This is a genomic window from Microbacterium sp. AISO3 (assembly GCF_002204305.1).
Classification (GTDB): domain Bacteria; phylum Actinomycetota; class Actinomycetes; order Actinomycetales; family Microbacteriaceae; genus Microbacterium; species Microbacterium arborescens.
The window spans coordinates 21,756-45,022 of the sequence record NZ_NHRF01000001.1 but is presented as its reverse complement, the minus strand read 5'-3'; the positions used below and the strand labels follow the sequence as shown (position 1 = coordinate 45,022).

24 protein-coding genes and 3 tRNA genes are annotated in these 23,267 nt (G+C 70.9%); 13 read left to right on the top strand and 14 right to left on the bottom strand.

All coding sequences use genetic code 11. The annotated features are described in order from the left end of the window. Position 1: 1 nt before the first annotated feature. The 4 genes from CBF90_RS00240 to CBF90_RS00225 all read right to left on the bottom strand — a co-directional run bounded on the left by CBF90_RS00240 (position 2) and on the right by CBF90_RS00225 (position 4,004). Positions 2 to 457, bottom strand: coding sequence for a recombinase family protein (locus CBF90_RS00240; protein WP_023952973.1), 456 nt, complete (start codon positions 455 to 457; stop codon positions 2 to 4). Between the two features lie 47 nt (positions 458 to 504). Further along, complete coding sequence (locus CBF90_RS00235) at positions 505 to 2,205, bottom strand: sodium:proton antiporter (RefSeq protein WP_088379613.1); 1,701 nt, start codon at positions 2,203 to 2,205, stop codon at positions 505 to 507. A 15-nt stretch (positions 2,206 to 2,220) separates the two neighbouring features. Next, positions 2,221 to 3,225, bottom strand: a complete 1,005-nt coding sequence (locus CBF90_RS00230) for a malate dehydrogenase (protein WP_088379612.1) — start codon at positions 3,223 to 3,225, stop codon at positions 2,221 to 2,223. A 188-nt stretch (positions 3,226 to 3,413) separates the two neighbouring features. Beyond that, positions 3,414 to 4,004 carry a CGNR zinc finger domain-containing protein gene (locus tag CBF90_RS00225; protein ID WP_023952970.1) on the bottom strand — a complete coding sequence of 197 codons (591 nt, stop codon included), beginning with the start codon at positions 4,002 to 4,004 and terminating at the stop codon, positions 3,414 to 3,416. 63 nt (positions 4,005 to 4,067) lie between these two features. On the opposite strand from CBF90_RS00225, the gene CBF90_RS00220 reads away from it, so the two are divergent. Beyond that, positions 4,068 to 5,420: an MFS transporter gene (locus CBF90_RS00220; RefSeq protein ID WP_088379611.1), complete on the top strand. Its 1,353-nt coding sequence runs from the start codon at positions 4,068 to 4,070 to the stop codon at positions 5,418 to 5,420. 40 nt (positions 5,421 to 5,460) lie between these two features. After that, on the top strand, positions 5,461 to 6,438 hold the full coding sequence (gene pip, locus CBF90_RS00215) for a prolyl aminopeptidase (RefSeq protein WP_071919453.1): 978 nt from the start codon (positions 5,461 to 5,463) through the stop codon (positions 6,436 to 6,438). Between the two features lie 70 nt (positions 6,439 to 6,508). Here the strand turns inward: pip and CBF90_RS00210 are convergent, their stop codons facing one another. Then, complete coding sequence (locus CBF90_RS00210) at positions 6,509 to 7,495, bottom strand: LacI family DNA-binding transcriptional regulator (RefSeq protein ID WP_064956414.1); 987 nt, start codon at positions 7,493 to 7,495, stop codon at positions 6,509 to 6,511. Positions 7,496 to 7,700: 205 nt separating this feature from the next. On the opposite strand from CBF90_RS00210, the gene CBF90_RS00205 reads away from it, so the two are divergent. From CBF90_RS00205 to CBF90_RS18340, 6 genes are all read left to right on the top strand, one after another. Further along, entirely contained in the window at positions 7,701 to 8,522 is an 822-nt protein-coding gene (locus CBF90_RS00205) for an ABC transporter permease (protein ID WP_036304705.1), read from the top strand. Further along, positions 8,519 to 9,316, top strand: a complete 798-nt coding sequence (locus tag CBF90_RS00200) for an ABC transporter permease (RefSeq protein WP_023952964.1) — start codon at positions 8,519 to 8,521, stop codon at positions 9,314 to 9,316. The genes CBF90_RS00205 and CBF90_RS00200 overlap by 4 nt, the downstream gene beginning before the upstream one ends. Further along, a complete protein-coding gene (locus CBF90_RS00195; protein ID WP_088379610.1) occupies positions 9,313 to 10,305 on the top strand; it encodes an ABC transporter ATP-binding protein in 993 nt (330 codons plus the stop codon). The genes CBF90_RS00200 and CBF90_RS00195 overlap by 4 nt, the downstream gene beginning before the upstream one ends. Positions 10,306 to 10,411: 106 nt before the next feature. Continuing rightward, positions 10,412 to 11,494 carry an extracellular solute-binding protein gene (locus CBF90_RS00190; protein WP_088379609.1) on the top strand — a complete coding sequence of 361 codons (1,083 nt, stop codon included), beginning with the start codon at positions 10,412 to 10,414 and terminating at the stop codon, positions 11,492 to 11,494. Positions 11,495 to 11,592: 98 nt separating this feature from the next. Next, positions 11,593 to 12,714, top strand: a complete 1,122-nt coding sequence (locus CBF90_RS00185) for an adenosine deaminase (protein WP_023952958.1) — start codon at positions 11,593 to 11,595, stop codon at positions 12,712 to 12,714. A 71-nt stretch (positions 12,715 to 12,785) separates the two neighbouring features. Further along, positions 12,786 to 12,944 (top strand): hypothetical protein, encoded by a 159-nt coding sequence (locus CBF90_RS18340; RefSeq protein WP_172407755.1) that lies wholly within the window; start codon positions 12,786 to 12,788, stop codon positions 12,942 to 12,944. 15 nt (positions 12,945 to 12,959) lie between these two features. Here CBF90_RS18340 and CBF90_RS00180 read toward each other — a convergent pair whose 3' ends face one another. The 4 genes from CBF90_RS00180 to CBF90_RS00165 form a co-directional block, all read right to left on the bottom strand. Continuing rightward, the gene (locus tag CBF90_RS00180) at positions 12,960 to 14,570 is read right to left on the bottom strand and encodes a DEAD/DEAH box helicase (RefSeq protein ID WP_036305249.1); all 1,611 of its coding nucleotides are present in this window, start codon (positions 14,568 to 14,570) and stop codon (positions 12,960 to 12,962) included. A 342-nt stretch (positions 14,571 to 14,912) separates the two neighbouring features. Then, entirely contained in the window at positions 14,913 to 15,173 is a 261-nt protein-coding gene (locus CBF90_RS00175) for a glutaredoxin domain-containing protein (protein ID WP_023952954.1), read from the bottom strand. Between the two features lie 19 nt (positions 15,174 to 15,192). Beyond that, positions 15,193 to 16,320: a glycosyltransferase gene (locus CBF90_RS00170; protein WP_088379608.1), complete on the bottom strand. Its 1,128-nt coding sequence runs from the start codon at positions 16,318 to 16,320 to the stop codon at positions 15,193 to 15,195. A 95-nt stretch (positions 16,321 to 16,415) separates the two neighbouring features. Further along, positions 16,416 to 17,573 carry a polysaccharide deacetylase family protein gene (locus tag CBF90_RS00165; RefSeq protein WP_088379607.1) on the bottom strand — a complete coding sequence of 386 codons (1,158 nt, stop codon included), beginning with the start codon at positions 17,571 to 17,573 and terminating at the stop codon, positions 16,416 to 16,418. A gap of 141 nt (positions 17,574 to 17,714) precedes the next feature. Between CBF90_RS00165 and CBF90_RS00160 the strand changes: the two genes are divergently transcribed. From CBF90_RS00160 to CBF90_RS00145, 4 genes are all read left to right on the top strand, one after another. After that, positions 17,715 to 18,599 (top strand): DUF72 domain-containing protein, encoded by an 885-nt coding sequence (locus CBF90_RS00160; RefSeq protein ID WP_088379854.1) that lies wholly within the window; start codon positions 17,715 to 17,717, stop codon positions 18,597 to 18,599. 16 nt (positions 18,600 to 18,615) lie between these two features. Continuing rightward, entirely contained in the window at positions 18,616 to 18,753 is a 138-nt protein-coding gene (locus CBF90_RS00155) for a hypothetical protein (RefSeq protein WP_242435540.1), read from the top strand. A gap of 81 nt (positions 18,754 to 18,834) precedes the next feature. Further along, complete coding sequence (locus CBF90_RS00150; RefSeq protein ID WP_088379606.1) at positions 18,835 to 19,530, top strand: SOS response-associated peptidase; 696 nt, start codon at positions 18,835 to 18,837, stop codon at positions 19,528 to 19,530. Between the two features lie 32 nt (positions 19,531 to 19,562). Then, entirely contained in the window at positions 19,563 to 20,267 is a 705-nt protein-coding gene (locus CBF90_RS00145) for a hypothetical protein (RefSeq protein ID WP_141097103.1), read from the top strand. On the opposite strand, the gene CBF90_RS18135 is transcribed toward CBF90_RS00145, so the two are convergent. From CBF90_RS18135 to CBF90_RS00130, 4 genes are all read right to left on the bottom strand, one after another. After that, positions 20,240 to 20,518 carry a hypothetical protein gene (locus CBF90_RS18135; RefSeq protein ID WP_141097102.1) on the bottom strand — a complete coding sequence of 93 codons (279 nt, stop codon included), beginning with the start codon at positions 20,516 to 20,518 and terminating at the stop codon, positions 20,240 to 20,242. The two genes, CBF90_RS00145 and CBF90_RS18135, sit on opposite strands and share 28 nt — an antisense overlap. Positions 20,519 to 20,642: 124 nt before the next feature. Next, positions 20,643 to 20,715 (bottom strand) — tRNA-Phe (locus CBF90_RS00140). Between the two features lie 71 nt (positions 20,716 to 20,786). Then, positions 20,787 to 20,860: transfer RNA gene (locus tag CBF90_RS00135), tRNA-Asp, on the bottom strand. Between the two features lie 21 nt (positions 20,861 to 20,881). Further along, positions 20,882 to 20,954: transfer RNA gene (locus CBF90_RS00130), tRNA-Glu, on the bottom strand. 228 nt (positions 20,955 to 21,182) lie between these two features. Here CBF90_RS00130 and CBF90_RS00125 point away from each other — a divergent pair. Beyond that, entirely contained in the window at positions 21,183 to 22,619 is a 1,437-nt protein-coding gene (locus CBF90_RS00125; RefSeq protein ID WP_023952938.1) for a M23 family metallopeptidase, read from the top strand. A gap of 80 nt (positions 22,620 to 22,699) precedes the next feature. Here CBF90_RS00125 and CBF90_RS00120 read toward each other — a convergent pair whose 3' ends face one another. Continuing rightward, positions 22,700 to 23,233, bottom strand: a complete 534-nt coding sequence (locus CBF90_RS00120) for an inorganic diphosphatase (RefSeq protein WP_064956402.1) — start codon at positions 23,231 to 23,233, stop codon at positions 22,700 to 22,702. Positions 23,234 to 23,267: the final 34 nt, after the last annotated feature.

The following is a 23,267-nucleotide window of genomic DNA, read 5'->3' as shown; positions in this document are numbered from 1 at the left end:
CTCAGGCCTGGCGCGAGCCGAGCACCTTCACGATGACGGAGCGGCGGCGCAGCTCGGCGATCGTCCGGGTCTCCTCGTCGGCGTCGCGGCCGAGCGCGTGCACGTCCGAGACCACGACGACGTCACCCGCCGTCAGGTGACCGAACAGTCGCGACAGGCGCTCCTGCCAGCTCTCGCCCGTCTCGGGGGCCGGATGCCGGAAGCCCTCGATGGGGACGCCGAACTGGGCGAGCGCATCGCGCTGAGCCACGATGCTCGGCATGTCGTCGCGCGAGACGACGAGGCCGACGAGGCGAGCTCCCGCGGGGCGGGCGGCCCACCACTCCGGACTCGGCTGCAGGGCCGCGAAGCTGTCGGGCAGCTCGTCGACGGGGGAATCGGGCAGCGCGATCGTACGCGTCTCGGCGTAGTCCGCCGCCGGGCGCGTGGTCCGGTCGTCGTCGGTCGGGGTGCTCACCCTCTCATTGTCGCTGACGCGAGAACGGTTTTCACCACGAGTTCGCGTCAGACGTCGTTCTGACGCATCTCGAGGCTCACCTGCTGCGCGTCGAGCCGCCGCTGCGACTCGCGCAGCACCTCGGACGAGAACGCACCCTCTCGCGACAGCTCGAGCAGTCGCGAGCGCATCGCGCCGATGAGCAGCAGCTGCAGCTCGCGGACGAGGGCACCGGCATCCTCGTCAGCGGCGTGCTCGAGTCGGCGACGCGCGATCGTCAGGGTGCGGGCATCCCATCTGCCGCCCTCCTCGACGGCGAGCGTCGGGTCGGCCAGGCGGTCGATCGCCGCCGTGCGCAGTTCGGCGTCGAGCGCTTCCTCCTCTTCGCGCAGCAGTGACGTGTCGGCGGCCGTGCTCGGGATGCGCAGCGCCCGAACCAGTGCCGGCAGCGTGAGGCCCTGGAGGAGCAGGCTGATGACGGCGACCAGGAACGCCGTGAGGATGAGCAGCTCGCGTTCCGGCGTCTCACGGGGGAGGGTCTGCGCCGCAGCGAGGGTCACGACCCCGCGCATCCCGGCCCACACGATGATCGTGCCGTGCTTCCAGCCCAGCGGCGACGCCTCGTAGTAGTCGAGGTCGTTGAACGCCCGGGTCACCCGGCTGCGCATGCTCTCCAGACGCCGGCGCGTGGCCCCGGGATTGCGGCCGCGCCCGGCGAAATCGGGCGGCAGGCTGTCGAGACGCTCCGAGATCTGCTCGAGGCGGTCGCGCTGGCGCAGGCGCGCGCGACGCCCCTGGAAGAAGATGAGCCCCGCGACGTAGACGGCGCGGATGGCGAGCAGGATCGCGAGCGAGCCGAGGGCGAGCAGGATCGCCTTTCCGGGACCGCTCTGCTGCCGGAAGTTGTCGTCGAGGATGCCGCGCAGCTCGAGCCCCATCACGAGGAACACCCCGCCCTCGAGGACGAGCTCGACCGTGCGCCAGTTGATCTCGTCCGAGACCCGCTGCTCGGCGGTGAAGCGCCGTGCGGCACCTTGACCCGTGGTGATGCCCGCCGCGACGGCGGCGACGAGCCCCGAGCCGCCGAGGTGCTCGGTCGGCAGGTACGCCACGAAGGGCACGACGAACCCGAGGGCGGTGGCGGCGACCGTGTTCATGCGCGCGCGGACTCGCAGGTTCAGTCCGCCGACGACGACCCCCACGATCACGGCGGCCACGATGCCCCAGACGAAGGTCCCGACCGTGTCGGCGAAGGCGAACCCGCCCGCGACCGCCGCGATCGCGCTGCGCAGCAGAACGAGGGCGGTGGCGTCGTTGATGAGGCTCTCGCCCTCGAGGATCGTCACGACCCGCGGCGATATGCCGAGCCTCTTGACGATCGAGGTCGCGACGGCGTCGCTCGGGCTCAGCACCGCTCCGAGCGCCACGGCCAGCGGAAACCCGAGCTGGGGCAGGACGAGGGTGAGGAAGCCGCCGATCGCGAGCGCGCTGATGACGACCAGCGCGACGGCGAGGCCCGAGATCGACGGCAGGTCGCGCCGGAACTCGACGGCGGGCAGGCGCACCGCCGCCGCATAGAGGAGGGGAGGCAGCACGCCGACCAGGATCAGCTCGGGGTCGACCTCGAAGTCGTCGAGGATCGGCAGCCACGACGCGGCGAGGCCGACCGCGACGAGGATGAGCGGACCCGCGACCCCGAGGCGCTTCGACAGGGATGTCGAGAGCGCGATCGCGACGACACCGAGGATGAGTCCGGGCAGCAGTTCCACGCGTCCGGGTGCCCGTCAGAGGATGCCGAGAGCCCGGACGGCGTCACGCTCGTCGATGAGTTCGGCGACCGAGGCGTCGAGCCGCGTACGGCCGCGTTCGTCGAGCTCGAGCCCGGTGACCACGCGATAACCCGAGCCGTCGCTCGTGACGGGGAAGGAGCACACCAGGCCCTCGGGCACGCCGTACTCGCCGCGCGAGACGACGGCGGCCGAGGTGCGCCGGCCGTCCGTGCCGAGCACGTCGTCGCGGACGTGGCGCAGCGCTGCGTTGGCGGCCGATGCGGCCGAAGACGCCCCGCGCACCGAGATGATCTCGGCGCCGCGCTTCGCGACGCGGGGCACGAACTCGTCGTCGAGCCAGGCCCGTGCGGCATCCGTTCCGCCCAGCCGGTCGGCGAGCGCGTCGATCGCGGGGCGCCCGGCGACGGTCGCGGAGGCGATGTCGGGGAACTGCGTGGCGGAGTGGTTGCCCCAGATGACGACGCCCTCGATGTCGGTGACCCCGACCTCGAGCCGCGCGGCGAGCTGAGCGACGGCGCGTTCGTGATCGAGCCGGGTCATGGCGCTGAAGCGCTCGGCCGGAACGCCCTCGGCAGCCGATGCCGCGATCAGCGCGTTCGTGTTGGCGGGATTGCCCACCACCAGCACGCGGACGTCGGATGCCGCGGATGCGGCGATGGCCGCGCCCTGCGGGCCGAAGATGCCCGCGTTGGCGGCGAGCAGGTCGCCGCGCTCCATGCCGGCCGTCCGGGGACGGGCGCCCACGAGCATCGCGATGTTGGCGCCCGCGAATCCGGTGCGCGCGTCATCCGTGACCTCGACCGAGCGCAGCAGCGGGAAGGTGCAGTCCTGCAGCTCGAGCGCCGTCCCTTCCGCGGCTCGGACGCCGTCGGGGATCTCGAGCAGGCGGAGGTTCACGGGCCGGTCGGGGCCGAGCATCTCGCCGGCGGCGATGCGGAACAGCAGGGCGTAGCCGATCTGACCGGCCGCGCCGGTGACGGTGACGGTGGTGGCGTCCATGTGCCGAGCCTATTCCTGCCGTCGCGGGGTGCGCGTGGTGGAGCGCGCGGTCGCCGATGCAAGGGATTCGGGCCGACACCCCGTGATGGATGCCGCAGGGCCGGGGTGTCGGGTCCGATCCCTTGCATCGCGGCGTGCCGGGCGGCGTGCCGGTCGGGGTGGTGACCCGGGCGGGCGTCCGGCCCTGGTCAGGCCTTCCGCTTCGCCTGGTGCCGCGCCACGCGGTTGCGGTTGCCGCACCCGGCGGCGGTGCACCAGATGCGATTGCGTCGCGGCGAGCGGTCGAGGTAGACCCACCCGCAGGCGTCGTCGGCACACTGCCGCGCGGTGGTGAGATCGGATGTCAGCAGGTCGTGGGCGCTCATGGCGATCGCCGCACGCGGTCCGGAGAGATCTGCGGGCGGCACCCACACCCACGCCGAGGCGGTCTCGTCGAAGCCCAGCGACGAGCGGGCGAGGGCGTCGACGTGCTCGCGGGCGATGAGATCGGCTGCTGCGGAGGATTGCTGGAACACCGCCTCGTAGACCGCCTCGCGCAGTGCGACGACGGCGCGGTGCTCCCGAGCTGCGGTGACCGCATCCGCGGCAGAGAGCGCAGCCCTCGTCGACGGGGGTGTGGCGCCGACATCCATCTGGTGGCACCACGACACGACGTCGTCGAAGTCGCGGAGGGTGTCGATCGCGCGTTGCGGGTCGAGCCGCCAGTGCACCGTGTCGACCAGATCGAGAGCGGGGTGCCCCGCGACCCGGGGGAACGCCACTGCGTCGGACTGCGCCACGAATGGATGCTAACGCTCGTCGTCCGCTTGTGCCATTAGTTCGGGGCTGACAGGGTGTAACGCATGAAAGCGCGTGCACCCATTAGGCGCTCCTCGAGTGGACTCGGCGCGGACTTCCGTCGTCTCTGGGTCGCGCAGGGGGCCTCATCCGTCGGGGCGCAGGTCGGCGACCTCGCTCTCCCGCTGCTCGCCGTCGTGGTGCTCGGGGCGAGCGCCGGCGAGGTGGGGCTGCTGGGCGCGGCGAAATGGGTGCCGTTCCTGCTCCTCGCGCTGCCGCTCGGCGTGCTCGTCGATCGGTCCCGTCGCCGCCGCATCCTGATCGTCGCGGACCTCGCCCGAGCTCTCCTGACGGTCGTGATCGTCGGCCTCGCCGTCGCCGGGGCGCTGACGTTGCCCGCCCTCGTCGGGCTGGTCCTGCTCTTGGGCGCTTTCACCGTGGCGTTCGACGTGAGCTACCAGTCCTATCTGCCCACCGTCGCGGGCCGGTCTCACCTCGAGCGGGCGAACGGCCGCCTGCAGGCGACGGCCGCCGTAGCTCAGATCGGCGGGCCCGGGATGGCGGGGCTGCTCGTCCAGACGCTGACCGCCGCCTGGGCCCTCATCGCTCCCGCGGCCACGTACCTCGTCTCGGCACTCGCCCTGACGAGCATCTCCACCCGGGAACAGCGCCCCGTCCCCAGCGGCCGCGGTGCACTGCCGGAGCTGCGCGAGGGCTTGCGTTTCGTGCGGCGAGATCGCTTCCTGGTCGCCCTCGTCGGGTTCGCCGCCATCTACAACCTGTTCGCCCAGGCGATCACGGTGCTGTTCACGGTGCACGCCGTCCGCGAGCTCGGGCTGGATGCGGGGCAGCTCGGGTTGATCTTCGGGCTCGGTGCCGTCGGTGCCGTGGCCGCCGCGGCGAGTGCCCCGGTGGCGGTGCGCCGCTTCGGTGCGGGGGCGGTCTTGATCGCGTGCGCAGTCGCGGAGAGCATCGCGCTGTCGATGCTGCCGCTCGTGCCCGCATCGTGGTCCTCCGCGGTGCTGGTGGCGGTGCTGGCGGCGGCGTTCGCGCTGAACGGAGCCGGCACGTCGCTGTCGAGCGTCGTCGCCGTGACGTTGCGTCAGCTGCGGACGCCGGACGAGGTCCTCGGGCGCGTGAACGCGACGATGCGCTGGGTCTCGTACGGGGTGGTCGCGATCGGCGCGGCGCTCGGCGGCGGGCTCGGCGAGCTGGTGGGCACCCGCGCCGGGATGGCCATCGCGGGTGCGGGCGTCATGCTCACGGTCGTCTGGGTCGTGCTGTCGCCGCTGCGGTCGATCCGCGATCCCCGCGAGCTGGTCGACGCGAGCGGCGTCTCGGGCGGAGGGCCTGAGGCGGCGCATCCCGGCTCGTCTCCGTGCGGCGACGCGGTGGGCGACGCGCCGCAGGTACGGTAAAGCGCATGAACGAACGCGACCGCGGAGCCGCACGGTGAGCGTGTCGGCCGCCCTGGCCGGCATCCTGTATCCCGAGATCGAGCCCTACGAGACGGGCTTCCTGCTCGCCGGCGACGGCCAGCGCGTCTATTGGGAGCAGTCGGGCAATCCCGAGGGCAAGCCGGTCGTGTTCCTGCACGGCGGCCCCGGCGGCGGAACCTCGCCGTGGCACCGCCGCTTCTTCGACCCCGAGGCCTACCGCATCATCCTGTTCGACCAGCGCGGCTGCGGGAAGTCGACGCCGCACGCGAGCGACCCGGCCGCCGACCTGCGTTACAACACCACGTGGCACCTCGTCGCCGACATCGAGCTGCTGCGGCGCAACCTCGGCATCGATCGGTGGCAGGTCTTCGGCGGCTCGTGGGGCTCGACGCTCGCGCTCGCCTACGCGCAGTCGCACCCGGATGCCGTCTCCGAGCTGGTGCTGCGCGGGATCTTCACGCTGCGGCGCCACGAGCTCGAGTGGTTCTACGAGGGCGGGGCGGCGGCGCTGTTCCCCGACCTGTGGGAGGACTACCTCGCCCCGGTGCCCGTCATCGAGCGGAGCCGACTGATCGAGGCGTACCACCGGCTGCTGACCGACCCCGATCCGGCGGTGCACGTTCCCGCCGCCCAGGCCTGGACGCGCTGGGAGGCCTCGACCGTGACCCTTCGTCCCGACCCGGAGCTGGTGGCCGGGATGACCGAGGCGGAGTCGGCGACCGCGTTCGCGCGGATCGAGAACCACTACTTCCTCCACGGCGGATGGCTGCGCGAGGGGCAGTTGATCGAGGATGCCGCGTCGGGCCGCCTCCGCGGCATCCCGGGCGTCATCGTGCAGGGTCGCTACGACGCGTGCACGCCCCCGATGACCGCATGGGACCTGCACCGGGCCTGGCCCGAGGCCGAGTTCGTCATGGTCGACGACGCGGGCCACTCGGCGGGCGAGCCCGGCATCGCCGCGGCCCTCGTCGCCGCGACCGACCGCTTCGCCCGCTGACGCGCCGCCCGCCGGCGGCGCCGGCGCCGAGAACGCACCGCCGCCGCGAGAACGCACCGAGAAGGGTGCGTTATCGCGACGAGAGTGCGTTCTCGGCGGGGTGGGCCGGGGGCCAGTGCACCGACACGCCGAGGCGTCGGCGGGTGGGGGCGGCCGGTGGCGCGGCGAGCATCGGGATGAGCGCGGCCATCGCCTCGCGGCCCAGCTCGTCACCGTCGACGTCGATCGCGGGCACGTCGTCGGCCCCGATCGCCTCGGCCACCAGGCGTTCCGCGCTGACGACGATCTCGCCGGGCGAGGCGACGCCGCGGGCGCGAAGCGCGAAGACGAGACCGAGGCCGATGGATGTCGCATAGGGCACCACAGCGGTCGCGCCCGAGTCGATGACCGCGTCGGCGGTCGCGACACCCGCCGCGAACGTCGCCGGGAAGGGGCCGAGCGCAGTCAGCTCGACGCGCTCGCCGACCGCCGCCTCGATCGCGGCCGAGCGCTGCCGGTCCTGCCACGAGCCGTCCGGACCGCCGAGGTACACGATCCCGCGGTGACCGGCGCCGGCCAGGCGCGTCGCGAGCTCGGCGAAGGCGCTCGCGGTGTCGGCCACGATCGAGGTCATGCCCTCGATCTCGCGGTCGACGAGGACCGTCGGTCCGAAGGCGCCGGCGGCGCGGACGATGTCGTCGGGACCGCGCGGGGCGACGAGGATGCAGCCGTCGACCTGCCGGGCGAGGCGTTCGAATCCGTCGAGCCCGTCGACGTCGTCGAGCCGGTGCACCGCGACCGTGAGCTGCAGGTCCGACTCGCGGGCGCGCTCCTGGGCCCCGGCGATGATCGGCGTGAAGAAGGCGTTGTCGAGGGTCGGGACGACGAGCGCGACGATGCCGCTGCGTCCTCGGGCGAGGTGGCTCGCCGCTCGATTGGGGATGAAGCCGAGCGTCTGGGCCGCGGCGCGCACCCGCGCGACCGTCTCGGGCGCGACGAGGTCGGGGCGACTGAGCGCCCGGGATGCCGTCGACTTCGACACACCCGCATGCGCGGCGACATCGGCGAGTGTCGTCACCGCGCCCCCTTCGTCCCGCCGCCGCAGGGAGCGACGGTCCGCTCATCCTACTGAGCGGAAGCAACCGGTTGCGTCGCCGCCGAACCGCGGTTTTACACGGTGTTAACACGAATGGTCGCGACGCGCCCCGCTCGGGCTCTACGGTAGGAGCAACCGGTTGCGCAACCGGTTGCGCCCGCACCCTTCGCACGAACGGAGTTCGCTCGTGGTTTCACGCCGCACCGGACTGCTGGCCCTCCCCGGGCTGGCGCTCCTGCTGGCGGGGTTCCTCATCCCGTCGATCGCGATGCTGTTCGCCCCGCCCGGCGTCAGCCCCGTCGACATCCTCGAGCGTCTCGGCAGGATGCTGACCGACCCGTTCGATCTCGCGATCATCGGGCGCACCGTCGGGCTCGGCCTCATCGTCACGGTGATCTGCATCGTGCTGGGGTTCCCGATCGCCTATCTGCTCGCCCGCTCGACCTCGCGCTGGTCGGGTGTGCTGCTCGCCCTCGCGATCTTCCCGCTGCTGCTGAGCAACGTCGTCCGCACCTTCGGCTGGCTCGTGCTACTGGGCTCCAACGGGGCGATCGGGCAGCTCCTCACCGGACTCGGGCTCGTCGACCGGGCGCCGCAGCTGCTCTACACCGAGCTCGCGATCGTACTGGGCCTCACCCAGCTCTTCCTGCCGCTCGCCATCATCTCCTGCTACTCCGCCGTCGCGCAGGTCGATCCCGGACTCGACGACGCAGCGCGCGGTCTCGGCGCGAGCCGCACCCGCACCTTCTGGGGCATCGTCGTGCCGCTCTCGGCGCCGGGCATGGTCGTCGCGTCGACCCTCGTCTTCGCGGGCAGCGTCACCGCCTACACGACCCCCTACCTGCTCGGCGGATCGAGCCAGCGGATGCTGTCGACCCAGCTCTACTCGTACTCGAGCGTGACGATCGACTGGGCGGCGGCCAGCGCGACGGCCATCATCATGACGGTCCTCGTCTTCGCCGTGTCGGGCTTGTCGGCCGTCGCCGGACGACGGGGGGCCACCGCGTGAAGACGAGTCGTCCCGTCGCGGCATCCCTCGCCGTCGCCGGCTACATCATCATGATCGTGCCGATCCTGTTCGTGGTCGCCACGGCGTTCACGGGCGGACGCACCCTGCGCTTCCCGCCCGAGGGCTTCTCGCTGCAGTGGTTCGAGGCGGCGCTGAACTACGACCCGTTCATCAGCGCGCTGCTGTCGAGCCTCCAGCTCGCCCTCATCGCGACCGTGCTCGCGCTGCTCATCGGCGTTCCGGTGACGCTGGCGATCCACCGCGGCCGGCTGCCCGGCAAGGGACTCGTCGAGGGCCTGTTCCTCTCGCCGCTCATCGTCCCCGAGCTCGTCGTCGGACTCGCCCTCTACCAGCAGCTGATGATCGGCCTGCGGCTCGACAACTTCCCGGTGCTGCTCATCGGCCACACCGTGCTGATGCTGCCCTATGCGGTGCGCGTCACCGGGGCGTCGCTCGCGCTCGCCGACCCGGGCATCGAGGAGGCTGCCCGCGGCCTCGGCGCCTCGCCGCTGCGCGCGTTCTTCTCCGTGACCCTGCCGCTGCTGCGACCCGGCATCTTCTCGGCGGGGCTGCTGAGCTTCGTCACCTCGTTCAACAACGTGCCGCTGTCGCTGCTGCTGCAGAGCCGTGACTTCCGCACGCTCCCCGTCACCATGCTCGACTACGTCCAGCAGAGCTACGACCCGATGGTCGCGGCCACGAGCACCATCATCCTCGCGGGCACCGTCGTCATCGCCGTCATCGCCGAGCGCACTGTCGGCTTCGCCCGCATCTTCGGAGGGATCAACCGATGACCACCGCAGCAGAGTTCGTCGGGGTGACCCAGCGCTTCGGCGACTTCACCGCCGTCGACGACATCGACCTCGCCATCCCCTCGGGGCAGCTCACGACGCTGCTCGGGCCGAGCGGATGCGGCAAGACCACCTCGTTGCGGATGCTCGCGGGCTACACGCAGCCCACCTCGGGCCGCATCATGATCGCGGGCGCCGATGCGACCCGCACCCCGCCCGAGCGGCGCGGGCTCGGCATGGTGTTCCAGTCGTACGCCCTGTTCCCGCACATGAGCGTGGCCGAGAACGTCGGATACGGTCTGAAGCTGCGCAAGGTCCCGGCAGCGGAGCGCCGTCGCCGGGTCGAGGAGTCGCTCGACCTCGTCGGCCTCGGCCACCTCGCGGCCAGCCGGCCCAAGAAGCTCTCGGGCGGGCAGCAGCAGCGCGTGGCTCTCGCCCGCGCCATCGCCATCCGCCCGACCCTGCTGCTGCTCGACGAGCCGCTGTCGAACCTCGACGCGCGCCTGCGCGTGCAGATGCGCGCCGAGATCCGCCGCATCCAGTCCGAGACCAGCCTGACCGTCGTGCTCGTCACGCACGACCAGGACGAGGCTCTGGAGATGTCGGACCGCATGGTCCTCATGCGCGACGGCCGCATCATGCAGGAGGGCGCACCGTCGGAGGTGTTCACCGCCCCCGCGAACCGTTTCGTCGCGGAGTTCCTCGGCTACGAGAACTTCCTCGCCGCGGCGGACGGGACGCTCACGACCGTGCGCCCCGAGCATCTCGCTCTCGGACTCCCCGCCGACGGCACCGGGCTCGCGCTCGACGGAGTCGTGCTCGACGTCGCCTACCGCGGGGTCGACCGTCTCGTCACGGTCGAGACCGCCGACGCCACCGGCGCGGCCGTGCGTCTCATCGCCGACGTTCGCGACGAGGCCGTTGCCGCCCGCCCGGGCGACCGGGTCACCGTCACCGCTCCCACCGCCCGTCTCATCCGTCTCGCGGCCTGACCTCCGCAGACAGCCCGCTCCACACGTTCCACCCGCACCAGCACCCGCACCCGCACCAGAACCCGCGCCCCTGCGGCCCGCCCGCAGAGCTCCGAGAGGAACCCGCATGATCCGCACCCGCACCAGCCGCGTCCTCGCGGCATCCGCCGCCGTCGCCGCCACGGCCCTCGTCGTCACCGGCTGCTCCGGCGGCTCGGGAGACTCCGCTGACGACGCCTCGAGCGACTCGATCGTCGTCAGCGCGTTCCCGTTCGGGGTCGAGCAGTTCCAGGAGGCGATCGTCGACCCCTTCACGGAGAAGACGGGCATCACGGTCGAGATCGAGACCGGCTCGAACGCCGACCGCCTGTCGCAGCTGCAGCTCGCCGGTGGTGACGCCGGCATCGACGTCATGCTGATCTCCGACACGTTCGCGGCATCCGGTCAGGAGCAGGACCTGTTCCAGGACTTCGACGAATCCGACGTCCCCAACCTCGCGAAGATCGCCGACTTCGCCGTCGAGGAGGGCTACGACGGGCCGGCCTACAGCTACCAGCTCAACGGCACGCTCTACAACACCGATGAACTGGATGCCGCGCAGGCGGCGGACTGGTCGCTCTACGCCGACTCCGCCTACAGCGGCCGCCTCGCCTTCCCCGACATCGCGGTGACGGCCGGACAGCTCGCGGTCTCGGGCGTCGCCTCGACCTTCGGTGACGGCCCCTACGACATCGACACCGCCTACACGACGATCGGCGGGTGGGCTCCGAACATCCTGCAGTTCTACTCGTCGTCGACCGAGGTCACCAACCTCCTCACGCAGGGCGAGATCGTCGCGGCCGACGCCCTCAGCGGCTTCGCCACGACGCTCATCGCATCCGGCGAGCCCGTCGCGTGGACCGCGCCCGCCGAGGGCCGTTACATGGCGACCAACCGCGCCATGATCCCCAGCGGCGCGAAGAACCTCGAGGGCGCGTACGCCTTCATCGACTACCTGCTCTCGGTCGAGGCGCAGACGGCATCGGCCGAGATCGTCGGCGACCTGCCCGTCGCCCTCGACGCGACGATCCCCGCCGAGATCACCGCCGTCGTCGGCGACATCGCCGCCGACCCGATCGCGGCGGGCTACGCCACGCTCGACCCGGCCGAGATCGTCCCGAACCGTGCGCAGTGGGTCGAGCGGTTCGCGCGCGAGGTCGCCTCGCGCTGATCCAGACCGCCCGGCCGTCGAGCACCCCCCATCCTCGGCGGCCGGGCTTCTTCCCGCGGTTCTCCGACCGCATCGCTTCACGACGCACGAACGGCACCATGACCTCCGCAGCATCCCTCCCCGCCGAGTACCTTCAGCGCCTGCCGAAGGCCGACCTGCACTGCCACCTCATCGGCACCGTGCGCGCGTCGACGTTCGCGGAGCTCGCCCGCCGGGAGTCGCTCGAGCTGCCCGCCGATCCCGAGCGCATCTTCGCCGACATCAACTCGCTGCCGCCCGACCCGGCGCTGTACCGCGACACGCGCATCCCGGTTCCGCAGCAGCGCGCCGCCGACGAGCCCGAGGTGTCGTACTCGCTTTTCCAGGTGTCGAACTGGGTGGTCGAGGTGCTTCGGGATGCCGGCGACCTGACCCGCATCGTGTACGAGGCCTTCGAGGACGCCCACCGTCGCAGCGGCACCCGTCACCTCGAGCTCTTCTTCGACGCGCTGCCGCCGCACCTCGAGTCTCTCGGCTATCTCGGCGCGGTCGAGGCTTACGCCGAGGGCATCCGGATGGCCGAGCGCGACTTCGGCATGACCGGGCTGATGATCCAGGGCATCGACCGCAGCCGCAGCGGCGAGGAGGCGCTCGCGGTAGTCCGGCGCGTCGTCGACAACCCGCATCCGTACGTCGCGGGCATCGGCCTCGACAACCTCGAGACCGCCGGTCCGCCCGAGCGTTTCGTCGACGCCTATCGCCTCGCCGGCGAGGCCGGGCTCGGCCGTACCGCGCACTCGTCGGAGCACGCCCCGACCGCCGTCAACACGATCACGTGCCTCGACCTGCTCGGCTGCGACCGTATCGACCACGGCTACTACGTGCTCGAAGACGACGCCGTCGTCGAGCGGATGCGCGAGGACCAGGTCGCGTTCACCGTGGCCTCGACCACGTCGCGTCGCTCGTGGCGGCCCTGGCGTCGCGCGTCGATCGCCGCGATGCTGGAGGCCGGACTCAACGTCATCCCGTGCTCCGACGACCCGGGCATGTTCCCCACGACTCTCGCCGCCGAGTACGGGATCGTCGCGGACCAGATCGGCGCCACCCACGAGCAGGTCCGCCGCATGGCGATCTCGTCGTTCGAGGCATCCTGGCTCCCCGCCGAGCAGCGCGCCCGTCGCGTCGCCGAGATCACCCGCGAGATCGACGCCCTCGACGCCGAGTTCGCGCTCTCGGTCTGAGCCGCCGCGCCGCGCCGCGCCCGCCGCGCCCGCCGAGAACGCACCGTCGCCGCGAGAACGCATGGTCAAGGGTGCATTCTCGCGGCGAGCGTGCGCTCTCGGCGGGGTGGCTTACGCCGGGCGGTGTGCACCGTCGCGTCGCCGAGGTCACCGCCGAGATCGATGCGCACGACGCTGAGTTCGGGCTCGGCGGCCGGACCGGGCCGGGTCAGCGCCGGATGCCGGGGTGAGCCGGATGCTGCGGGTCAGCGACCGCCGCGGCGGCCGGCGCTGTTCTGGCGCACGACCGAGCCGACCATGAGCTTGCCGCCCGCGGCGCCGCCGTTCGACGAGGCGCGACGGCCGGTGCGGCGCGGGTTGCCCGCGGGAGCGGCATCGCGCGTCTCGCGGGGTGCGCGGTCGGCGGTCTGGCCGCCGCGCGCGGACTGCTGTCCACCGCGGCTCTGCTGCGCGTCGCGCTGACCGCCCGAGCGTGCGCCCTGGCCGTCGCGACCACCGGCAGCGCCCTGACCAGCGCCCTGACCCTGCCCGCGTCCGCCGCGACCGCGGCCACCGCCGGAGCGACCACCGCCGTTCGACGAACCGCCCTCGCGAGCATCGCGTGCGGCGCGCTTGCGCTGAGCGTTGGCGCCCTGGCTCGTGCCGCGGGGTGCGACCTCGACGGGGGCCGGAGCCACGTACGGCGCGACCTTTCCGACGAGGGCGACGACCTCGGGCGACTCGGCCGTGACCGTGACCGGGGTGACGGCGATGGCGGCCTTGCGGAGCAGATCCTTGACGTCGCGCTCCTGGCCCGGCATCACGAGGGTGACGACGGCGCCCTCGGCGCCCGCGCGGGCGGTGCGACCCGAGCGGTGCAGGTACGCCTTGTGCTCCATGGGCGGGTCGACGTGGACGACCAGCTCGACGTCGTCGACGTGCACACCGCGCGCGGCGACATCCGTCGCGACGAGCACCTTCGCGGTGCCCGACGAGAACGCCGCGAGGTTGCGGTCGCGTTGCGGTTGCGAGAGGTTGCCGTGCAGGTCGACCGAGGGGATTCCCTGCGAGGTCAGCTGCTTGGCGAGCTTCTTCGCCGCGTGCTTGGTGCGGGTGAAGAGGATTCGGCGGCCCATGCCCGAGGCGAGCGCCTTGACGACATCCTTCTTCTCCTCGGCCCCGGCGAGGTGGAACACGTGGTGGGTCATCGCCGCGACGGGCGAGTGCGCCTCGTCGACGGAGTGCAGCACCTCGTTCTGCAGGAAGCGCTTGACGAGTTTGTCCACGCCGTTGTCGAGGGTCGCGCTGAACAGCATCCGCTGCCCGTCGCGCGGCGTCTTGTCGAGGATGCGGGTGACGGCGGGGAGGAAGCCGAGGTCGGCCATGTGGTCGGCCTCGTCGATGACCGTGATCTCGACCGAGTCGAGGGTCAGGTGGCGCTGCTGCAGCAGGTCTTCGAGGCGGCCCGGGCAGGCCACGACGATGTCGACGCCGGCGTTGAGCGCCTGCACCTGACGGTTCTGGTTGACGCCGCCGAAGATGGTGGTCGTCTTCATGCCGTAGGCCGCCGCGAGCGGCTCGAGGGTCGCGTTGATCTGCGTCGCGAGCTCGCGGGTGGGGGCGAGGACGAGGCCCAGGATGCGGGTCGCCCGGCGGCTGCCGCCGGCCAGCTCGCCGCCGAGGCGCGCGGCCATCGGGATCGAGAAGGCGAGCGTCTTGCCCGAGCCGGTCTTGCCGCGACCGAGCACGTCGCGTCCGGCGAGCGTGTCGGGCAGGGTGTCGACCTGGATCGGGAAGGCGGTGGTCTTGCCGTCCTTCGCGAGGGCTTCGACGAGGGGAGCGGGCACGCCGAGCGTGCGGAAAGTGGTGTCAGTCATGAGGGAGCGTTTCTCCGGGCGCACGTCGGCGCCCTGATCGGTGGCCCGGATGCGGGTGCGCATGCGGGGTCGCCGTACGAAAGAGTCCGCGGGATGCCGGTCGTGACCCGGTGGGGCGGAAGGCGTTCTACGACGCGTGCGGCGCGAGCGCGCCGCAAGAACCCTCAGCCTATCAGTGCTCGCCTGTCCGTCGGCCCGGCCCGGCCCCGGCCCCGGGCTGAGGCCCGCGTGCCGCGATGCAAGGGATTCGGCCCGACACCCCGGCCGAACGGCATCCGCCGCGGGGTGTCGGCCCGGATGTCTTGCATCCGCGCCCGGCGCAGAGAGCGCAGAGCGCGCGGGTCAGATGAGCGAGAGCTCGCGCAGCTTGGCTGCGACGTCGTCGTTGCTCGGCTCGACGTGGTGCGTCGCGTCGGGGTAGACCACCACGGGGATCTGCGTGCGGCCCGAGATCTCACGCGCGACATCGGCTGCGGCGGGCTCCGCCTCGAGGTCGATGTAGGTGTAGTCGACACCGAGCTCGTCGAGCTGAGCCTTCGTGCGGCGGCAGTCGCGGCACCAGTCGGCGCCGAACATCGTGATCGTGTCGGTGGAAGCGGTCATGCCTCCAGGGTACGTCCGCTCAGTACTCGGCGGCGCGGGCGCGCTCGGGGGCGGCCTCGAGCACTGCCGGCACCCGCTGGCTCTTGGGCGCGTAGACGACGAGCGCATGGAACACGAAGCGCACGACGAACGCCGCGATCAGGGTCAGTCCGGCGGCGATGACGCTCGGGATGTGCGCGTTCTCGACGAGCACCCACAGCACCGGGATCCGGATGATCGCCTCGGCGTTGTTGAACGCGAACGATTTCACGAACCGCTGCGTCATACTGCCCGATTCCGAGCGCATGTCGGAGAAGACGAGGTATTCCAGCAGCAGGAAGTTGCCGATGATCGTGATCTCACTGGCGATGATGGATGCCGGCAGATAGTCCATCCCCAGTCGGATGAGACCCCACATGATCACGAGGTTCGCGATCGCGCCGACACCGCCGACGAGGGCGAACGCCGACATCCGTCCGAAGCGGAGCATGAGCAGCTGCGTGAGGAACCGGATGCCCTGCGTGAAGGTCGCCTTGGACGAGCCGGCGTATCGCGGCGCGAACGCGAACGGCACCTCGGCGACGCGCATGTGGCGGCGCGCGAGGATCTCGAGCAGGATCTTGAAGCCTCGCGGACGCAGCGCGTCGATGTCGATCGTGTCGCGGTCGACGAGGAAGAACCCGGTCATCGGGTCGCTGCACTCACCGAGCTTCCGCGGGAACATCGCCTTGGTCAGCAGCGTCGACGCGCGCGAGACGGTCGTTCGCGTGGCGTCGGCGAGCCCCTTGGAGTCACCGCCGGCGATGTAGCGCGAGGCCACGACGATGTCCACGTCGCCGCGGTCGGCTCGTGCGAGCAGCCGCGGGATGTCCTCGGGCGGATGCTGCAGGTCGCCGTCCATCACGAGACACCAGGACGAGTTCGCGGTGCGGATGCCTTCGACCACGGCCCCGCCGAGTCCCGCGACCGGCTCGTCGCGGTGGACCAGGCGCACCGGGAAGTCGGCGGTCTTCGCCGCCCGCTCGATGATCGCGGGGGTGTCGTCGGTCGAGTCGTCGACGAAGACGACCTCGATCATCCGGTTATCGACCGCGTCACCGATCCGTCGCAGCAGCTCCACGACGTTCGGACCCTCGTTGAAGGTCGGGACGACGATCGTCAGATCCATGGAGCGCTCGCAAGTCGAAACGGACGGGGGAATTCACACAGTACTGAGGATTCATATGCGTACAAGCGGTTGACTCTTTGGATATCGCCTGAGATTCACCCGATGGCCTTCTCGATGTCATCCACGGTCATCCCGTAGTTGACCCGCACCACCGGCAGGGCCAGCTTGTCGGTTCCGATCGAGACGTAGCCGGGCTCGATGGTGCGAGCCATCTCGAAGCCCGCGTCGGCGACCGCTTGCTTGGCGGCGTCGTTGTAGTGGCCGAACGGGTAGGCGACGACTTCCTTCGTTCCGCCCAGCACGCTCGCCGAGGTGTCGAGGTCGGCGACGATCTCGTCATGCGTCCAGGTGACGATGCGGCCCTTGCCGTCGGCGCCTGCGGCGTGCATGTCGTGGGTGTGCGAGCGCTTGAGCACGTACGGCGTGAGCTCGGGGCCGGACCCGTTGACGGTGATCACGAAGGATGTCGTCATCACGCGGTACTTCTCCACCAGCGGCACGGCGAGCTCGAGCCACGACGGATCGGCGTCGTCGTCGGTGACGATCACCGAGTGGTCGGGCAGGAAGAGCCTGCCGTCGATGAAAGCGCTCAGCTCCGGCCACGTCGGCAGGTAGAACTGCTGCTCGGAGATGTAGCGCAGGTGGGCTTCCCAGTCGCCGACGTAGGCGTAGTTGCCCCGCAGCCAGCCGGATTCGCCCTCGGGCTTGGTGGTGAACTGGTGGTACATCAGGATCGGGATGCGCGTCTTCGCGGCGGTGTTGTCGGCGGCGCTCATCCACGCGGCGTGCACGGTCCGCTGCTGCGCGTCGCAGGCGACGGCATCCGCGCCGTTGAGCCGGCCGGGGATGGACAGCGCAGCGGCATCCTCGGCGGTGTCGTACCAGCCGGCGAACACCATGCCCTCGCGCGAGGGGATCGGAAGCGAGGCGTACGGCTTTCCCTGCGTCTCGAGCACCGGGGCGATGTCGATGGCGTCGCCGGAGAACGACACGGCGCACGCGTTCGGGTCGTTCGCGTCGGCGACGAGCTGTTCCGCCGGCGACAGCGGTTCGGGCGTCGGGGTCTCGGCGTCGGGAGTAGGGCTGCCCGCGGATGCCGCCGGGTCGGGCGTCGTGCTCGCGCGCTGCATCGCATCGACGGCGAACCACCCGCCGACCGCAGCGGCGAGAAGGACTCCGGCGACCGCAGCGCCGATCCCGATCGCCCGGCGCTTGCGGCGTCCCCGCGCGTTCGAGCGTCGCGTTGCGGCCATCGTTACTCCCCCTGTGGTGCCCGGTGCGTCCGTCGAATCCTAGGGCGCGCGGCTATGCGGGTACGCGCCGGTGTTCTGGGATGCGGCGGCGAGGGCAACCCCCTTTTCATGCGTCGGTTCGCGGGCGGAGACTGCGGAATCATGAACGCGCGACCTGCAGGAGCCGACGCCGGCCGGGTGCGCGTCGGCATCTCCGGGTGGCGGTACGCCGGGTGGCGCGGTGATTTCTACCCCACGGGCCTCGCTCAGCGGCGCGAGCTCGAATACGTGGGCGAGCGGATGTCGACGGCCGAGCTGAACGGGTCGTTCTATTCGCTGCAGCGCCCGTCGAGCTATCAACGGTGGCGGAGCGAGGTGCCCGAGTCGTTCGTCTTCGCCGTCAAGGGCTCGCGCTACGTCACGCACATGCTGCGCCTGCGCGCAGTCGAGACGGCGCTGGCGAACTTCTTCGCCTCGGGAGTGCTCGCGCTCGGGCGGCAGCTCGGCCCCGTGCTCTGGCAGCTGCCCGAACGCGAGGAGTTCGACGCCGACGTGCTTGCAGAGTTCTTGGCGCTTCTACCGCGGACGACCGGCGAGGCGCTTGCGCTCGCCGAGCGGCACGACGAGCGCCTCGACGGGCGGGCGTGGCTCGAGATCGAGGACGACCGTCCGATCCGACACGCTCTCGAGCCTCGGTCGGCCGGGTTCGGGTCGGATGCCGCGCTCGCGCTGCTGCGTTCGCACGACACCGCTCTGGTGGTGGCCGACACCGCCGGACGCTTTCCGCGGTTCGAGGAGGTCACGACAGCGGGGCACGTGTACGTCCGGCTGCACGGCGCGACCGATTTGTACGCCAGCGGGTACACCGATGCCGAGCTCGACGAGTGGGCGGACCGCATCCGAGGATGGGCCGACGGGTCGGCGGCATCCGACGGTCGGCCGCGCGACGTGTGGGTGTATTTCGACAACGACGCGCGGGGGAGGGCGCCGCACGATGCCGTCGCGCTCGCCCGGCGGTGCGATGCGGCGTTTAGGCTCGGCGGGTGACCGATCGGGATGGCGCGTGAGCGCGCAGCCGGCACCGTGGGTCTGCCCGACCTGCGGCGATCCGCTGCGCTTCGAGATCCTCGACGACGAGGCGTTCCTCGTGGCGTGGTCGTGCCTGAACTGCGGACTCGTCCGGATTACCGAGCCGGCGTGAGCCCGGGGTGCCTCCGTACCTCGGCCAAGGTGCAGAGGTATCCGCTCGACGCCGTCCGCCCCGGGTCGTAGGGTCGCTGACATGTGCGGGCGATTCGCGAACGACGCCAAGACGGACGAGCTGATCCGGGAGTACGTCGCCGAGGGCGGCGACCCCGAGGACTGGGTGAAGTCGTGGGCTGGCGCTTACTCGATCGCGCCGACCGAGGATGCCCCGATCGTCCGCGACCGGGGCGAAGGGCGGGTGCTGGAGCTCGTCCGCTGGGACTGGCAGAAGCCGGCGAATCGCCCGCGGGGCGGTCCGATCATCAACGCGCGGATGGAGAAGCTCGGCCAGGGATTCTGGGCGCCGGCGTTCAGCGCGGCTCGGTGCATCGTTCCGATGCGGGGCTACTTCGAGTGGACCGGCGACAAGACCCCGAAGACCCCGCACTTCCTCCACGGCGACGGCTTGCTCTCGGCTGCCGGGCTCACCTGGTCGATGGAACTCCCGACCGGCGAGAAGACGCGCTGCTTCGTCGTCATCACCCGCGAGGCGCGCGATGCGAGCGGACAGGTGCACGACCGGATGCCGGCCTTCCTGACGCCGGACACGTGGGATGCCTGGTTGACGCCCGAGAAGCTCACCGGCGACCGCAAGGCGGAGACCCTCGCGATGCTCGAGCACACGTCCGGTCAGGTCGCCTCGACTATCCGTGAGCACGTCGTCGACCGCAAGGTCAGCAACTCCCGCACGGTCGATCCCGCAGACCCGACGCTGCTTGACCCGGTGGCCTAGTGAAGGGCGCCCGGCTCTTCACCGTGGGTACCTTGCCTCGCAGCTTTGCGGCGCTCGCCGTCGTTGTCGGCGGGCTGTCGGCGGTCTTCAGTTCTGGTGCGACGCTCCCTCTGTTTCGCGACACCCTCCACTACAACTGCTCGTGGGGCGCCGGCGGAGCATGGGCAGACAGCGGCGAATGGGTCTGCGGCGACGGCCTCGGGTACTTCGGTGTCGCGGTGGGGCTCGGCGGCATGTCGGCATTGCTGCTGCTCGTCGGCCTCGTCGTCGCGGCAGGAGGGCCGTCGCGACGTCGCGCGGTCACGCTCATCGTGTTCGCGTCGGGGTCGGTCGCCTGGATCAGCTGGTGCGGGTTTCATGCCGCCACGGTCTACACCGGGGCTCGCCCTGCCGGCGAGACGGGACTCGGATCATGGGCCGAGGTGCTGGTCCCGGGCCTGAGTCTCTGTGCCATCGGTTTGGTGGTCGGCGCTGCGGGGGTTGCCGTCGGGCGGCGATGGTCGCTCGTAGCGGTCACGGTCGGAGCCTGTCTCATGATCCTCGGCACCACGTTGCGGTTCGGGATCGGAGTCTCGACGCTCGCGGCCGCCGGATTGCTCCTCGCCGCAGGCATCCAGCGGTTCGCATCAGTGTCGGCGGAGCAGTCGTCGTCACTCGAAGCCGTGGTGGCCGCGCCGCCGTTGCGCCGGCGACCGCGCGCCGGTCCGCCTCAGTCGTGTCTTCGCGGGTGTGACTGATCACCGTCTCCCGCTGACTCCTGCCGGTAGTCGTACGCCGGGTCTGACCGCTGCCACAGGAGATAACCGGTAAGCCCCGTCGCGAGGCCGACGAAGTGCAACGCCGGGTAGATCAGTGCCGGCGCAGCCGGAAGTGCGCCCGCGAACACGATCGACAGGATGAACGCTGCGGCACTGAGAGCCGCTGATGCCACGGCCCAGCGGCGAAGGCGCTTCGTCCGTGGGCTCCGCGGCGACTGCGACGCACTCATGCCTCGACGATAGGTCCTCGCCCGGGCGGCCGGCGCGACGCGCGGCGGCACCAGGGCAAAGCAAAACCCCCGCCATGTAGAAGCTAGGCGAGGGTTTCTGGGGCCGTTGTAATGACGGTCCGTGTGGCTCCGACGGGCGTCGATCCCGTGACCTCACGATTTTCAGTCGTGCGCTCTACCAACTGAGCTACAGAGCCGCATGGCGTCAGAGGATGCCATGTCCTAGACGAAAGGCCCTCTGGAAACCAAAGGGCCCGTCGCTTTAGAGCGACCCTGACGGGACTTGAACCCGCGACCTCCGCCGTGACAGGGCGGCACGCTAACCAACTGCGCTACAGGGCCATGCTTATTAAGTTGTGGGAGTGACCCCAACGGGATTCGAACCCGTGCTACCGCCGTGAAAGGGCGGCGTCCTAGGCCGCTAAACGATGGGGCCGAGCGAACCCAGACTCGGGAGTCAAACGTTCACGCTTACCGAGGGACAAGCATATGCGATCCGGCGCCGATGTGCGAATCGGGGGCGTGGCGTCCGCCGCCCGGGCGTGTCTGCGGGGCACAATGGCCCGGTTCGCGCGCGCCGGACGCAGCCCCCGACGCTTTCGGCGATGTGACGTGTGTTGCTACTGTGAACGAAGTTGCCCACGCGATATGGAGGATCACCCGCGTGCGATACGAGAGCCTCGACTCCCCGGAAGACTGCGGCTGCGCCCCGACGCCCGCAGAGAGCAAGAAGCTCTCGCAGCTGATCTCGCGCCGCGGCGCCCTCGGCCTCGGCGCCGTCGGCTTCGTCGCAGCGACGGCGTTCCTCGCCCCCGGCATCCCGTCCGCCTTCGGTATCGAGGGCTACCCGTCGTGGGATGACGTGCAGCGCGCGAAGGGCAACGAGTCCGCGAAGGCTGCCGAGATCGCGCGCATCGAGAAGCTGATCGCCGACCTCACCGCCGACGTCGCCTACAAGCAGGCCGAGGCCGAACGGCTGGGGGCCGAATACGCCAAGGCGCAGGCCGACTTCGAGGATGCCGCGTACCGCGCGACCTCGCTTCAGGAGCAGGCCGACGCCCAGTCGGCAGCCGCCCTCGAGGCGGCCCGCCGAGCCGGAAAGCTCGCGGCGCAGCTCTACCGCAACGGCGGCGACGACACGAGCCTCAAGCTCTTCTTCTCCGACTCCGCTGCGAGCGCCGATGACCTGCTCGCCCGACTCGGCACGATGGACAAGCTGCTGCAGGCGAACCGCGGCATCTACACGGATGCCGTCGCCGCCCGCGAGACCGCGCAGAGCCTGAGCGACCAGGCCGGCGTGGCCCGCGACGAGCGCGACCGCCTGCAGAAGGAGGCCGAGCAGAAGCTCGCCGCCGCTCAGGAAGCAGCAGCGGTCGCCCAGGCCGCCCTCGAAGAGCAGACCGCCAACATGGCGACCCTCCAGGCTCAGCTCGCGGCGCTCAAGGACGAGACGGCGGCCACGGTCGCCGGCTACCAGGCGGGCGTCGAGGAGGAGCGTCGCCGCGAAGAGGCCCGCAAGCAGCGCGAGCGCGAAGAAGCAGCCCGCCGTGCCGCGGAGGAAGAGCGTCGTCGTCAGGAAGCTGCAGCGGCGGCCGCTGCGGCAGGCAACAGCGGTGGTGGTGGCGGCGGCGGAGGCGGCGGTAACAGTGGTGGTGGCGGCGGCGGTGGTGCCGGTCAGGTCCAGCCCTCCGGATGGGTGCGCCCCGGCCCCGGTTACATCAGCTCGTGGTTCGGCAACCGCGGCACGATCTGCTCGAACGGGTACTGCACCACGGGTCACCGCGGCATCGACTTCGCCGGCGGTTGCGGCGCGCCGATCTACGCCGCCGCATCCGGGACGGTCGTCCACGCCTCCTACACCGGCGACTGGGGCAACTACATCAAGATCGACCACGGCGGCGGCATCATCTCGGGGTACGCGCACATCCAGAACGGCGGCTACAACGTCGGATACGGACAGCGCGTCTCGGCCGGACAGGTCATCGCCTACGCCGGCAACACCGGCATCTCACAGGGCTGCCACCTGCACTTCGAGATCTACCAGGGCGGCGTCCGCATCGACCCGGCGCCGTTCCTGCGCAACCGCGGCATCTCGGTCTGAGCCTCAACGCTCACGAGCCCGGAACGACGAAGGAGGGGCGGATGCCGCAGCATCCGCCCCTCCTCGCGTCCGGGTGAGACTCAGAGCGAGTTGGGCGCTTCGCCCTCACCCTGCGTCTTGGTCTGGCCCTCGTGCTCCTCGAAGCGCTCGAACGCCTCGGCGACGAGACGCTCGGCCTCGGCGGCGTTGGCCCACTCGTCGACCTTGACCCACTTGTTGGGCTCGAGGTCCTTGTAGTGCTCGAAGAAGTGGCCGATCTCGTTCTTGGTCCAGTCGTCGATGTCGTCGACATCCTGGATGTGGGCCCAGCGCGGGTCCTTCGCCAGCACGGCCACGACCTTGTCGTCGCCGCCGGCCTCGTCGCTCATCTTCAGCACGGCGACGGGGCGGACCTTCGCCAGCACGCCGGGGTAGATGTCGCGGTCGAGCAGCACGAGAACGTCGAGCGGGTCGCCGTCTTCACCGAGGGTGTTCTCGAAGAAGCCGTAGTTGCTGGGGTATCCCATCGGCGTGAACAGCACGCGGTCGAGGAAGACCCGGCCGGTGCCGTGGTCGACTTCGTACTTCACGCGGCTGCCGCGGGGGATCTCGATGACGGCGTCGTACGCGCCCATACGTGTGCTCCTTCGATAAGACGGTGGGATGCCG